This window comes from Nocardia sp. NPDC058480 (assembly GCF_042720495.1).
In the GTDB taxonomy this organism is placed as follows: Bacteria; Actinomycetota; Actinomycetes; order Mycobacteriales; family Mycobacteriaceae; genus Nocardia.
Map to the genome: position 1 here is coordinate 573,721 of NZ_JBHXMN010000002.1, position 12,709 is coordinate 586,429.

The 12,709-nt window shown below is 67.3% G+C and carries 11 protein-coding genes; 9 read left to right on the forward strand and 2 right to left on the reverse strand.

The window, feature by feature from the left end; genetic code table 11:
- Positions 1 to 107 precede the first annotated feature (107 nt).
- From rapZ to tpiA, 6 genes are all read left to right on the forward strand, one after another.
- On the forward strand, positions 108 to 1,064 hold the full coding sequence (rapZ, locus tag ACFWO8_RS08245; RefSeq protein ID WP_378945703.1) for an RNase adapter RapZ: 957 nt from the start codon (positions 108 to 110) through the stop codon (positions 1,062 to 1,064).
- A complete protein-coding gene (gene yvcK, locus ACFWO8_RS08250; RefSeq protein ID WP_378945706.1) occupies positions 1,061 to 2,107 on the forward strand; it encodes a uridine diphosphate-N-acetylglucosamine-binding protein YvcK in 1,047 nt (348 codons plus the stop codon). Before rapZ ends, yvcK begins: the two co-directional genes overlap by 4 nt.
- Positions 2,098 to 3,081 carry a DNA-binding protein WhiA gene (gene whiA, locus ACFWO8_RS08255; RefSeq protein ID WP_056810477.1) on the forward strand — a complete coding sequence of 328 codons (984 nt, stop codon included), beginning with the start codon at positions 2,098 to 2,100 and terminating at the stop codon, positions 3,079 to 3,081. Before yvcK ends, whiA begins: the two co-directional genes overlap by 10 nt.
- Before the next feature lie 220 nt (positions 3,082 to 3,301).
- Complete coding sequence (gap, locus tag ACFWO8_RS08260) at positions 3,302 to 4,318, forward strand: type I glyceraldehyde-3-phosphate dehydrogenase (RefSeq protein ID WP_378945713.1); 1,017 nt, start codon at positions 3,302 to 3,304, stop codon at positions 4,316 to 4,318.
- A gap of 2 nt (positions 4,319 to 4,320) precedes the next feature.
- Positions 4,321 to 5,535, forward strand: a complete 1,215-nt coding sequence (locus ACFWO8_RS08265; RefSeq protein ID WP_378945718.1) for a phosphoglycerate kinase — start codon at positions 4,321 to 4,323, stop codon at positions 5,533 to 5,535.
- Positions 5,536 to 5,538: 3 nt separating this feature from the next.
- On the forward strand, positions 5,539 to 6,327 hold the full coding sequence (tpiA, locus tag ACFWO8_RS08270; protein ID WP_378945723.1) for a triose-phosphate isomerase: 789 nt from the start codon (positions 5,539 to 5,541) through the stop codon (positions 6,325 to 6,327).
- Positions 6,328 to 6,391: 64 nt separating this feature from the next.
- Here tpiA and ACFWO8_RS08275 read toward each other — a convergent pair whose 3' ends face one another.
- Positions 6,392 to 7,177: an META domain-containing protein gene (locus ACFWO8_RS08275; protein ID WP_378945726.1), complete on the reverse strand. Its 786-nt coding sequence runs from the start codon at positions 7,175 to 7,177 to the stop codon at positions 6,392 to 6,394.
- A gap of 268 nt (positions 7,178 to 7,445) precedes the next feature.
- On the opposite strand from ACFWO8_RS08275, the gene ACFWO8_RS08280 reads away from it, so the two are divergent.
- The gene (locus ACFWO8_RS08280) at positions 7,446 to 9,041 is read left to right on the forward strand and encodes an MFS transporter (protein WP_378945731.1); all 1,596 of its coding nucleotides are present in this window, start codon (positions 7,446 to 7,448) and stop codon (positions 9,039 to 9,041) included.
- Between the two features lie 34 nt (positions 9,042 to 9,075).
- Positions 9,076 to 9,309: a preprotein translocase subunit SecG gene (gene secG / locus ACFWO8_RS08285; RefSeq protein ID WP_101468684.1), complete on the forward strand. Its 234-nt coding sequence runs from the start codon at positions 9,076 to 9,078 to the stop codon at positions 9,307 to 9,309.
- Between the two features lie 64 nt (positions 9,310 to 9,373).
- Here secG and ACFWO8_RS08290 read toward each other — a convergent pair whose 3' ends face one another.
- On the reverse strand, positions 9,374 to 11,554 hold the full coding sequence (locus tag ACFWO8_RS08290) for a thiamine pyrophosphate-dependent enzyme (RefSeq protein ID WP_378946260.1): 2,181 nt from the start codon (positions 11,552 to 11,554) through the stop codon (positions 9,374 to 9,376).
- A 266-nt stretch (positions 11,555 to 11,820) separates the two neighbouring features.
- Here ACFWO8_RS08290 and ACFWO8_RS08295 point away from each other — a divergent pair, with 266 nt between their 5' ends.
- Positions 11,821 to 12,516 carry a hypothetical protein gene (locus ACFWO8_RS08295; protein WP_378945736.1) on the forward strand — a complete coding sequence of 232 codons (696 nt, stop codon included), beginning with the start codon at positions 11,821 to 11,823 and terminating at the stop codon, positions 12,514 to 12,516.
- The last annotated feature ends 193 nt before the right edge of the window (positions 12,517 to 12,709 follow it).

Consider the following 12,709-nt stretch of genomic DNA (forward strand, 5'->3'; position numbering starts at 1 on the left):
GGATCGCAGCACGCAACATTGCGTGTGCCGTACGTTGTGTGTCTGCGCCCGATACCCGAACCGGTGCGGGATGATCGAAAGGCACCCAGAAACGGATCCGGTAGGACATGACACGCGTCGAATCGAATAACAAGGCGGGGGCGGCACCCGAGCAATCCGGGACGGTCACCGACACACAGCAACCAGTCGAAGTGGTTATCGTGACCGGCTTGTCCGGCGCGGGCCGCGGCACTGCCGCGCGCGTGCTGGAGGATCTCGGCTGGTACGTGACCGACAACCTACCGCCCGAACTGATCGGGCGGATGATCGAACTAGGCGCCGCGGCCGATCCACCGATCCGGCGGCTCGCGCTGGTCATGGACGTGCGCAGCCGATTCTTCACCGGCGAGCTGTCCGGTGTCACCGAGCAGTTGCGCGGCGCGGGCATCCGCACCAGGGTGCTGTTTCTCGAGGCGTCCGACGATGTGCTGATCCGGCGCTTCGGCTTCGCCCGGCGTCGTCATCCGCTGCAGAGCGACAGCCCCGACGGGACGCTCTCGGCCGGTCTGACCGCCGAACGCGCCAGGCTCGCCCCGGTCAAGGGCGCCGCCGACCTCGTGATCGACACCACCGAGCTGTCGATCCACCAGCTGCACCGCAAGCTGGAGGAGGCATACGGCGCGGGCGCGCCAGCCGCACTGCAACTGACCGTGCAATCGTTCGGCTTCAAGTACGGTGTTCCCCTCGACGCCGACATGGTGTTGGACGTGCGATTCCTGCCCAACCCGCATTGGATTCCGGAATTGCGGGAACACACCGGACAGGAGTCGGTGGTCAGCGATTACGTGCTGTCCAGGCCGGGTGCGCGGGACTACCTGCAGACCGGCAAACACCTGGTCGACCTGACGACGACCGGATACCGCCAAGAGGGGAAGCGATACATGACCGTGGCAGTGGGGTGCACCGGCGGCAAACATCGCAGCGTCGCTATCGCCGAGGCACTGGGTGAGCGCATCGGTGCCGATACCGGGCACGTGGCGGTGGACGTCGTTCGCGTCGTGCACCGGGATCTGGGGCGCGAATGAGTCGAACCGAAGCCGACCCAGCCGTCGTCGCGCTGGGCGGCGGACATGGGCTGTACGCGACATTGACGGCGGTACGCAGGCTGACCAGGCGGATCACCGCGGTGGTCACTGTCGCCGACGACGGCGGATCCTCCGGGCGGCTACGCGCCGAGCTGGGCATGCTCCCGCCGGGCGATCTGCGGATGGCCCTGGCAGCGCTGTCCGACGACGCCGACGGTGTGTGGACCACGACGGTGCAGCACCGCTTCGGCGGCACCGGCGCCCTTGCCGGGCACTCGGTGGGCAATCTGATCCTGGCCGGGCTCACCGACATCCTCGGTGATCCGGTGGCCGCGCTCGACGAGGTGGGCAGACTGCTGCGGATCACCGGCCGGGTGCTGCCGATGTCGCCGATTCCGCTCGATATCGAGGCCGAAGTGTCGGGCCTGGAATCGGATCCGCGGATCGGCCGGTGCGTGCGTGGTCAGGTTGCGGTGGCGACCACGCCGGGTAAGGTCCGGCGGGTGCGGCTGATTCCGTCCGATCCGCCTGCCAGCCCCGAGGCGACCGCCGCTATCGACGACGCGGATGTTGTTGTGCTGGGACCTGGTTCGTGGTTCACCAGCGTCATTCCGCATGTCCTGGTGCCGCAGTTGCACGCGGCACTGGTACGCACCGGGGCACGTAAAGTATTGGTTCTGAATCTGGCCGCGGAGCCGGGCGAGACCGCCGGCTTTTCCGCGGAGCGACATCTGCATGTATTGTCCCAGCACGCACCGGATTTCGCGGTCGACGACGTGCTCGTCGACTCGGCGTCGGTGCCCGAGGGGCGGCAACGGGAACATGTGGCAAGAGCCGCCGAACAGTTGCGTGCACGGGTAACGTTCTGCGATGTCGCCGAGCCGGGAACGGATCGGCATCATCCTGGAAAACTCGCCGCCGCACTGGATCAGCTGATCCAGTCGCCGCGGCCGCAACTGGCAGGGCTTCGAGTCGAGGGACGGCACAGTGTGGCAGATGTGCGTTCCGGGTCGGTGGGAAAGGAGCGCGTCTCGTGGCGATGACAGCCGAAGTGAAGGACGAGCTGAGCAGGCTCGTGGTATCGCAGGTCAGCTCGCGCAAAGCGGAACTGTCGGCGTTGCTGCGGTTTGCGGGCGGTCTGCACATCGTGGGGGGCAGGGTGATCGTGGAAGCCGAGGTGGACATGGGGTCCATCGCCCGGCGACTGCGTAGAGAGATTTTCGAGCTGTACGGATACGGCTCCGACGTCCATGTGCTCGGCGCGGGTGGACTACGCAAGACCTCCCGCTACGTCGTGCGGGTGTCGAAGGAAGGCGAGGCGCTGGCGCGCCAGACCGGATTGCTCGACGTGCGCGGACGCCCCGTTCGCGGGCTGCCCGCGCAGGTGGTCGGCGGCAGCATCGGTGACGCCGAAGCGGCGTGGCGTGGCGCGTTTCTCGCGCACGGTTCGCTCACCGAGCCAGGTCGTTCCTCGGCGCTCGAGGTGAGCTGCCCAGGTCCGGAGGCGGCACTGGCTCTGGTCGGTGCGGCGCGCAGGCTCGGCATCACCGCGAAGGCGCGGGAGGTGCGCGGCACAGATCGTGTCGTGGTGCGTGACGGTGAGGCGATCGGCGCCCTGCTCACCCGGATGGGCGCGCAGGACACCAGGCTCACCTGGGAAGAACGGCGGATGCGCCGTGAGGTGCGGGCCACCGCCAACCGGCTCGCCAACTTCGACGACGCGAACCTGCGTCGTTCGGCGCGCGCGGCCGTCGCGGCGGCAGCTCGGGTGGAGCGGGCGCTCGAGATCCTCGCCGACGATGTTCCCGAGCATCTCGCCGCGGCGGGCAGGCTGCGGGTGCAGCACCGGCAGGCCTCGCTCGAGGAACTCGGTCAGCTGGCCGAGCCGCCGATGACCAAAGACGCTGTCGCGGGCCGGATCCGGCGCTTGCTGTCGATGGCCGACCGCCGCGCCAAGGACCTCGGTATCCCCGATACCGAGTCCGCGGTGACCGCGGAACTCCTCGACGACGCGTAGTCGGAGAACCGCGACAGACTCCTCGCGCCGAAAGGTGTGGCGAATCCGACGATTAGGGCAGAGCGGTCATGAATGACCGCTCTGCCCTTTATTCTGGTGGCTCCTGGAGGTGTGGGGCCCGGGGGTGCAATAAACCGCAGGTGGCTGTCGGTGGGGTGGTGGTGGCCACTACTGTGGTTGTGGTCGGAATGAATCCGCTTGAAAGCTGAGGAGCGATAACGTGACAGTCCGGGTAGGTATCAACGGCTTCGGTCGTATCGGACGTAATTTCTTCCGTGCGGTGGAGGCGCTGAAGGCCGTCGGCGAAACCGATATCGAGATCGTCGCGGTCAACGACCTCACCGACATCAACACCCTCGCTACCCTGCTGAAGTACGACTCGATCCTGGGTCGTCTGCCGCAGGACGTCTCCGTCGAGGGCGACACCATCGTGGTCGGCGAGCAGCGCATCAAGGCGCTCGCGATCAAGGAACGCCCCTCCGCACTGCCGTGGGCAGACCTGGGTGTCGACGTCGTCGTCGAGTCGACCGGCATCTTCACCGCCGCCGAGAAGGCCAAGGGCCACCTGTCCGCCGGTGCCAAGAAGGTCATCATCTCCGCGCCTGCCACCGGCGACGACATCACCATCGTGATGGGCGTCAACGACGACAAGTACGACGGCAGCCAGAACATCATCTCCAACGCCTCGTGCACCACCAACTGCCTCGGTCCGATCGCCAAGGTGCTCAACGACTCGTTCGGCATCGTGAACGGTCTGATGACCACCATTCACGCCTACACCCAGGACCAGAACCTGCAGGACGCGCCGCACAAGGATCTGCGTCGCGCCCGCGCCGCGGCCCTGAACATCGTCCCCACCGGCACCGGTGCCGCCAAGGCCATCGGCCTGGTGCTGCCCGAGCTGCAGGGCAAGCTCGACGGCTACGCGCTGCGCGTTCCGGTCCCGACGGGCTCGGTCACCGACCTCACCGCGACCCTGGCGAAGCCGGCCACCATCGAGGAGATCAACGCCGCGATGAAGGCCGCCGCCGAGGGCCCGATGAAGGGCATTCTCAAGTACAACGAGGACCCGATCGTGTCGAGCGACATCGTCACCGACCCGCACTCGTCGATCTACGACGCGCCGCTGACCAAGGTCATCGACAACCAGGTCAAGGTCGTCTCCTGGTACGACAACGAGTGGGGCTACTCGAACCGGCTGGCCAACCTGGTCGATCTCGTCGGCAAGTCGCTCTGACCATGACAGTTCAGACGCTTCGAGATCTCCTGTCCGAGGGTGTCGAGGGTCGCGGCGTGCTCGTGCGCTCCGACCTGAACGTTCCCCTCGACGACAACGGTCAGATCACCGACCCCGGCCGGATCATCGCCTCGGTGCCGACCATTCAGGCACTGGTCGACGCGGGCGCCAAGGTGGTCGTGATGGCTCACCTCGGCCGCCCCAAGGGCGAGCCCGACGCCAAGTTCTCCCTCGCCCCCGTGGCGGCGAAGCTCGCCGAGCTGCTGGGCCGCAATGTCCAGCTGGCCGGTGACGTGGTGGGCTACGACGCGCTCTCGCGCTCGGAAGGCCTCACCGACGGCGACGTGCTGCTGCTCGAGAACGTGCGCTTCGACCCGCGCGAAACCAGCAAAGACGAGTCCGATCGGGCCAAGCTGGCCGCGGCGTTCGTCGAGCTGGTCGGCGACGACGGTGCGTTCGTCTCCGACGGTTTCGGCGTGGTGCACCGCAAGCAGGCGTCGGTCTACGACGTCGCGCAGGTGCTCCCGCATTACGCGGGCACGCTGGTCGCGGCCGAGGTCGAGGTGCTACAGAAGCTCACTCAGGACCCGGCCCGCCCGTACGCGGTGGTGCTCGGTGGCTCCAAGGTCTCGGACAAGCTCGCGGTGATCGAGGCGCTGGCACCGAAGGTCGACACTTTGGTGATCGGCGGCGGCATGTGCTTCACCTTCCTTGCCGCGCAAGGACTTCCGGTCGGTGGCTCGCTGCTGCAGGCCGAGATGATCGACACCTGCAAGTCGTTGCTCGAGCGCTTCGGCGACGTGCTGCACCTGCCCGTCGACATCGTGGTGGCCGACAAGTTCGCGGCCGACGCGGAGTCGAAGACCGTGGCCTCGACCGAGATCCCCGACGGCTGGATGGGGCTGGACATCGGCCCCGAGTCCGTCTCGCGGTTCGCCGCGCTGCTGACCGAGGCCAAGACGGTGTTCTGGAACGGCCCGATGGGCGTGTTCGAGTTCGACGCGTTCGCCGCGGGCACCCGTGGTGTCGCCGAGGCCATCGTGACCGCCACCTCCAAGGGTGCGTTCACGGTCGTCGGCGGCGGTGACTCGGCGGCTGCCGTGCGCAGCCTCGGCCTGCCCGACGACGGCTTCTCGCACATCTCCACCGGTGGTGGCGCTTCTCTGGAATACCTGGAAGGCAAAGAGCTGCCCGGTATTTCGGTGCTGGAGGGCTGAGCGATGGCAGCACGTACACCGCTCATCGCGGGCAACTGGAAGATGAACCTCAACCACCTCGAGGCCATTTCGCTGGTGCAGAAGGTGGCGTTCGCGCTGCCCGAGAAGTACTTCGCGAAGGTCGACGTGACGGTGATCCCGCCGTTCACCGATCTGCGCAGTGTGCAGTCGATCGTCGACGGCGACAAGCTGCTGATCACCTACGGTGCGCAGGATGTCTCGGCGCACGACTCCGGTGCCTACACCGGCGAGATCAGCGCGCCGATGCTGGCGAAGCTCGGCTGCACCTTCGTGGTGGTCGGGCACTCGGAACGTCGTCAGTACCACCACGAGGACGACGCGACCGTGCTGGCCAAGGCCAAGCAGGCGCTGAAGTACGAGATCACCCCGATCGTCTGCATCGGCGAGGGTCTCGGCGTCCGCGAGGCGGGAACGCACGTCGAGTACAACCTCGAGCAGCTGCGTGGTTCGCTCAAAGGCCTGACGGCGGAACAGATTTCGCAGGTCGTCATCGCCTACGAGCCGGTCTGGGCCATCGGCACCGGCAAGGTCGCCTCGGCGGCCGACGCGCAGGAAGTGTGCGGCGCGATCCGTGGCGAGCTGGAGAAGCTGGCTTCCCCGGAGATCGCCGCCGGTGTGCGCGTGCTCTACGGCGGCTCGGTGAACGCCAAGAATATCGGCGAGCTGATCCGTCAGCCCGATATCGACGGCGCGCTGGTCGGCGGTGCGTCGCTCAAGGGTGACGAGTTCGCCACCCTGTCGGCGATCGCCGCGGGCGGGCCGCTGCCCTGATCGGGTACTGAACGCCGAAGGGCCGGAAACCACGTGGTTTCCGGCCCTTCGCTTTTTCGTGGTGCTACCGCGCGTGCAGGATGAGGCCGTAGCCGTTGTCATTGCGCAGGGTGAGGGTGTCGGCGTCGATGGTGGCGGTGGTTCGGCCGTCGAGCGCGCGCAGTACGTTCTGCTCGACTTCCATCACCTCCGGCGGGCACATCATCTTGGTGGTGGCGACGGCGAAGGTCACCGCGTCGCCGGGACCGACGCCCGCGGTGCCGGTGATCCGGTTGCAGCCCGCGGTGCCGCTGACGGTGCCACCCTCACCGATGGTCAGATTCGGGCTCACCTGGTCGAGCGTGGCCGAGCGGATCTGCGCGTCCGGGGTGAGCATGGTGGTGACCACCCACGCGGTGCCGGTCAGCGGCTTGTCGGGGCTCACGATCTTCTTGTCGGTGAGATGGATGGTGACGGACTGGCCCGTGAGCGTCAGCCGATCACCGTCGAGGCGCCAGGTGGGGTCGGATTCCAGGAAGTTGTTCTGCCAGGCGTCGACGCCTTCGCGTTCGCCCGGGCACGCCATCAGGGTGCTGGCCAGCGGTGAGGTGTGCAGGACGTGGTTGCTCAGGTCGACGGTGCCGCCCGCGGCGTTGCAGCCGGAGTTCGCCGAGATCCGGCCGTCGCTGAAGGTGAGCGTCATCGGGCCGCCGCCCGGGATCTTGTCGCCAACGACCTCGGTGGAGATGTAGGTGTGGCCCATCGGCGTGGCGGTGTCGTCCGCCGGTTCCTTGTCGGGTGATCCGCAACCGGCCACCGCCGTGCCGACCAGTGCGAGCAGGACGGCCAGAGGACGAGGTGATATCCGCATGGAGCCGATGGTACGGACCGCCCCGCACCCTGCTGGCCGATGTCCGGGGCGGGTCGCGATCCGGTAGGAACTACTTCGCCCATGCAGCTGCCGTCGACGAGCTGGCCGTCGAGGCGCCGGTCGACCAATCGCAGTTCTATCGTCTTGAACCACAAGGTATCCAGCGGGTTGCGAGGATCTTTCGCGACGGTCGTGCCGACGGTGGGCCGCTGTCTCGGCCGGGGAGCGCATACCGGGGGATGACGGTCGCCAGGGATATGCTCGACCGGTGGGTACTGTGGCGGCGGAGCGAATCTCGACCTGGGCGCCGTTGCGTTCACCGGTGTTCCGGGCGCTGTGGATCGCCCAGCTCGTGTCGAATCTCGGCACGTGGATGCAGACGGTCGGCGCGCAGTGGATCCTCGTGGATCAGCCGAACGCGGCGGCGCTGGTGTCGTTCGTGCAGACCGCGCTCGCGCTGCCGGTGATGTTGCTGTCGATCCCGTCCGGCGTGCTGGCCGACCTGGTCGACCGGCGCAGGCTGCTGATCGGCGCGCAGACGGGCATGGCGCTCGCCTCGCTCACCCTCACCGTTTTCACCGCCACCGGCCACACCACACCCGCGGTCCTGCTCAGCCTGCTGTTCCTGCTGGGCTGTGGGCAGGCGCTCACCGCTCCCGCCTGGCAGGCGGTTCAGCCCGAACTGGTGTCGCGCGACCAGATCACGTCGGTGGCGGCGCTGGGCAGCATGAGCGTCAATATCGGTCGAGCCGTCGGTCCCGCGGTGGCGGGTGTGATCGTGTCGATGGCCGGGCCGACCGTGGTGTTCGGGTTCAACACGGTGTCGTTCGTCGGCATCGTCGCGGTGCTGCTGGTGTCGAAGTGGCCGACGCGAACGAGCCCGCTACCCAGCGAACGGCCCCTCGCGGCGTTGCAGGCAGGCACCCGGTTCATTCGAGCCGCGCCCGCGATCAAGCGGGTGCTGTTCCGCGCGATCCTGTTCATCGCCCCCGCCAGCGCGGTGTGGTCGCTGCTGCCGGTGATCGCGCACGATCGACTCGGACTGTCGTCATCGGGCTATGGTCTGCTGCTCGGTGCGCTCGGGCTCGGCGCGGTCTGTGGTGCGCTCGGATTGTCGCGGCTGCGGGTCCTGTTCACCCCCACCCAGCGACTCGCGTTCGCCGCGGTCCTGTTCGGGCTCGGCGCCGTCGCGACCGCGCTGGTCCACCACGTGGTGCTGGTACTCGTGCTGCTGGTGGGGGCAGGGTTGGCGTGGTTGCTGGCGATGTCGACGCTGAACTCGACCATGCAGTTGCTCCTGCCTGCCTGGGTCCGCGCCCGCGGTCTGTCGGTGTACATGCTGGTGTTCATGGGCGGACAGGCGATGGGTTCCCTGCTCTGGGGTCTGGTCGCCGGTGCCTACGGTGCCGTGACGGCGCTGCTGATCGCGGCGGTGATGCTGGCGTGCTGTGCCGTGAGCACCCTGTGGTGGCCGATCCGGCACAACGTCGAGGAGATCGACCTCTCACCGGCGGCGTACTGGCCCGAACCGCAACTCGTGGTCGAGCCCGAGCCCGAGGACGGCCCCGTCCTGGTGATGCGCGGCTACGACGTGCCACCGCACGACGTTGCCGCCTTCACCGAATCGATGGCGATGGTCGGGCGATCCCGGCAGCGCACGGGCGCGATGGAATGGCGGCTCTACCGCGATGTCGGCACCGTCGACCGCTTCGTCGAAGCCTTCGTCGTCCGGTCCTGGGCCGAGCACATGCACCAGCACCAGGTGCGCTTGACCGCCCGTGACCAGGAGATCGAACAGACCGTCGCCCAGTACTCCGCAGGCCCCCACACCGTCTCACATCTGGTCGCCGTCGAGCCTGGTTAGACCAGTCGGTCCTCCACCACCTAGGATGAACCTCATGTCGCTGTTCCTCGATATCCTCCTTGTGATCACCAGCTTGCTGTTGGTGCTGCTGGTGCTGTTGCACCGCGCCAAGGGTGGCGGCTTGTCCAGCCTCTTCGGTGGCGGCGTGCAGTCGAGCCTGTCCGGCTCCACCGTCGTCGAGAAGAACCTCGACCGCATCACCATCTTCGTCGGCATCGTCTGGTTCATCGCGATCCTCGGCATCGGCCTCGAGATCAAATTCGCCTGAGTTCGCCGCTTCCCTCACCTGGGGCGGCCTGCGTGTCTGGTACCGGTAGCGGACCCAGCTGAGATCAGCGCAGAAGACGACCGGCGGCTTCTTCGATATCCGACTCGCTCAGCAAGACAGTGTCGGCGGCGGGACCGAGTGGAACGAAACTGTCCGCACTCGTGACTCGGGCGAGCGCACCGCGATAGCCCGCATCGATCAGCGCCGCATACACCGACTCGGAAACCCCACCGCTGCAACGCGTTTCATCGGCGACCAAGACCCGGCCGGTGGCTTCGGAATGCTGGAGCAGATCGGCGGTCGGTAGGGGATTGAGCCAGCGGAGGTCGAGTACTCGCGTGTGGATCCCTTGGGCGGCAAGGCGGTTCGCGGCGCGCAGGCTCATCGGGACGCCGTTGCCGAAAGTGACGACGGTGACGTCGGTGCCGTCGCCGTAGATGCGCGCGGTGCCGATCGGGATGTGGTCGGTGGTGGGGGAGGCCAGCCAGGATTCGTCGCCTGGATGTAGATCTCTTGTGTGGTACAGCGCTATCGGTTCGACGAACACGCACACTCGGCCATCGACACGGGCCGCTGACACGCAGGTGCGTAGCATCGCGGCCGCGTCGTCGGCGCGCGCCGGTACCGCGACGACGACTCCGGGGATATCGCGCAGCGCCGCCAGCGAATCGTCGTTGTGGAAGTGGCCGCCGAAACCCTTTTGGTAGGCGAGGCCGGCGATGCGCAGGACCATCGGGTTGCGGTACCGGCCGTTCGAGAAGAACTGCAGTGTGGCCGCTTCGCCGCGAATCTGATCGGCCGCGTTGTGGACGTAGGCCAGGTATTGGACCTCGGGGATCGGGATGAATCCGGCTAGTCCGGTGCCGAGCGCGGTGCCGAGGATGGACTGTTCGTCGAGGAGAGTGTCGAAGACGCGTCGTGCGCCGAAGCGTTTTCTGAGGCCCTTCGTGACGCCGTAGACGCCGCCCTTGCGGCCGACATCCTCACCGAATACCAGCACATCAGGGTCTCGGGCGAGCAGTTCGCCGAGCGTGTGATTGATGGCCTGCGCCAGTGTCATCCGGGGAGTGTGATCCGCCATCTTCGATGGCTCAGGCGGTCGGGGCGCGGACTCGCGACGCAGTTCGTCGGCTGGCGCCTGTACCGGGGGAACTCGTGGGCCGGGCCGGGTGACGTCGTCGCGGATCGCGCGGGGGTGAGTCGGCGCGAGCGGCGCGATCACGGCCGCGGCGGAATCGAGCCGAGCCTCGTGAACCACCTCGTCGGCCGTCTCCCGCACGCGGGCACCGATCCGCGTGTACCGCTCGAGCAGGTCGTCCGCATCGGCGATTCCCGCCGACATCAAGTATCGGGCGGTGCCGAGGAGAGGGTCGCGCGCTAGATCGGCGGCGATGTCGGCCGCACCGCGGTAGGCGGACTCCACATCGGACCCGGCGTGGCCACCGAGCCGGACGGTGCGCAGGTGCAGGAAGACCGGCACCCGCCAGGTCCGTGCCAGAGACACCGCGTCTTGGGCCGCACCGAGAACGTCGGGCAGGTCGCAACCGTCGGCGGCGAGGTAGGTGAGTCCCGGCCTGGGACCGTAGGCGCGCTCGATCCAGTCCGGCGCGGTGGGCACGCTGATGCCGAGTCCGTTGTCCTCGCAGACGAACACCAGCGGCATCGGCACACCCTGATGGGCGGCATGCAGGGCGGCGTTGACCGCACCGACTGCCGTCGAATGGTTGGCCGACGCGTCGCCGAAACTGCACACCACCACCGCATCAGCGGGCCACGGACACGAAACCCCTTGCTTCGCAGCCCGATCCAACGCGAAGGCCAACCCCACCGCACGCGGCAGATGCGAAGCGATGGTCGAGGTCTGCGGAATGATCGACGCCGCCGCACTCCCGATCACCTTGTGCCGACCACCGGAGATCGGATCAGCCGCCGCCGCGACAACCCCCAGCAGCACGTCCCGAATCGGATCCGAGCCCGCAATCAGCCGGCACCGCTGCACGAAGAACGCCGCCGACCGATAGTGCAACAACGCCGGATCGTCGACGCGTGACGCGGCCGCCACCGCCGCATTGCCCTCGTGCCCCGAGGACCCGATGCTGTAGAACCCCTGCCGGGCGGCCCCCAACCGCCGCGCCGCCAGATCGAGATGCCTACTGGCGACCTGCGATTCGAACACTTCGAGCCCGAACGCGGCGTCGATGGTATCGATCGGGTCGATCCGGTCGGGCACAGCGAGACCGGCCATCGCGGCCCGAAAAGCCCCATCCAGGTCAAGCGATCCCAGCGCCACCGCAACAACTCCTCGCCCGCAGTCGAGTCGACGTCCGAACCGTCGCCCATGCCGACAAAGTTACTGTGATCCTCGACGAACGACGTGCTATTTCCGTCAGAAGCGCGCAACTGTGTGCTTGTCGGCCGCAGACGACGATCTCGTAGATGGTGCTCGCGCGTGGGGCGGTTCGAGTGGCCGGTAGTGTCCGGTGTTCATATGGGACGGGCGAAGGAGGGGCTATGACTACGCCAGGTGGACCAGGGGGTCCGTGGGGATATCCGCAGCAGTCCGGGCCGTTCGGGGCGCCGCCGCAGCAGCCGTACCCGCAGCAGCAGCACTATCCACCGCAGTACCAGCAGCCACCTGCTCAGTACGGTGCGCCCCAGCCCGATTATGCTGCGCCGCAGCAATCTCCGTCGGCGGGCGCACCGCAGGAGAGCGCGGCGGTGCAGGCCTATCTGGCGGCTGTCGCCCACCACATGAATATGGGCGGTCTCCAGGTGAGCCGGAACTGGGTGGGCCCGGTGCTGTCGCTGATCGGCGTCGGCGCGGTGATCAAGAGTTCACTGAACCCGATCGAACTGGCCGTCTGTGTAGGCCACGCGGGTGAGATCTCACCCGCCACCGTTGCCGGATTCACCAGGCAGGTAGACGAATTCGCCCGCTCGATCCGCCGGCCGAGCGCCTTCGCGGTGAAAGGCGGTGCGTGCGCGATCGCCGCACTGATATCTGATCGAGTTCACCCGGCCAGCTTCGGTGCCGTCACCAACAAAGCGATGAGTTTCGGCACCGTCGTCGTACCCGCCGTCATCGACCTCGGTAACCGCCAGATGATGATCGCCCAGAATACGCCCGTGATGGGATTCGCCATGTGGAGCACCGTGCGCGGCAAAGCCGGCATGTACCTCCCGGATCCGCGCGCGGTTTTGGGCTGACAGCCCGCAATTGGGCACCGATTTTCGGCTGTTCGCTCGAATGGTGTAGGGGCGTGGCGAGTACCGGGAGTGAGTGACGACACAGTCGGCCTTGTGCGCCTGCATGATGGGTGATGATTCCGCTGGTGGCAGGGCATTGTGGAATCGAACTCCGGTATTACTCGGTGATTGTCAACCCGCACCCAGGTTTTGA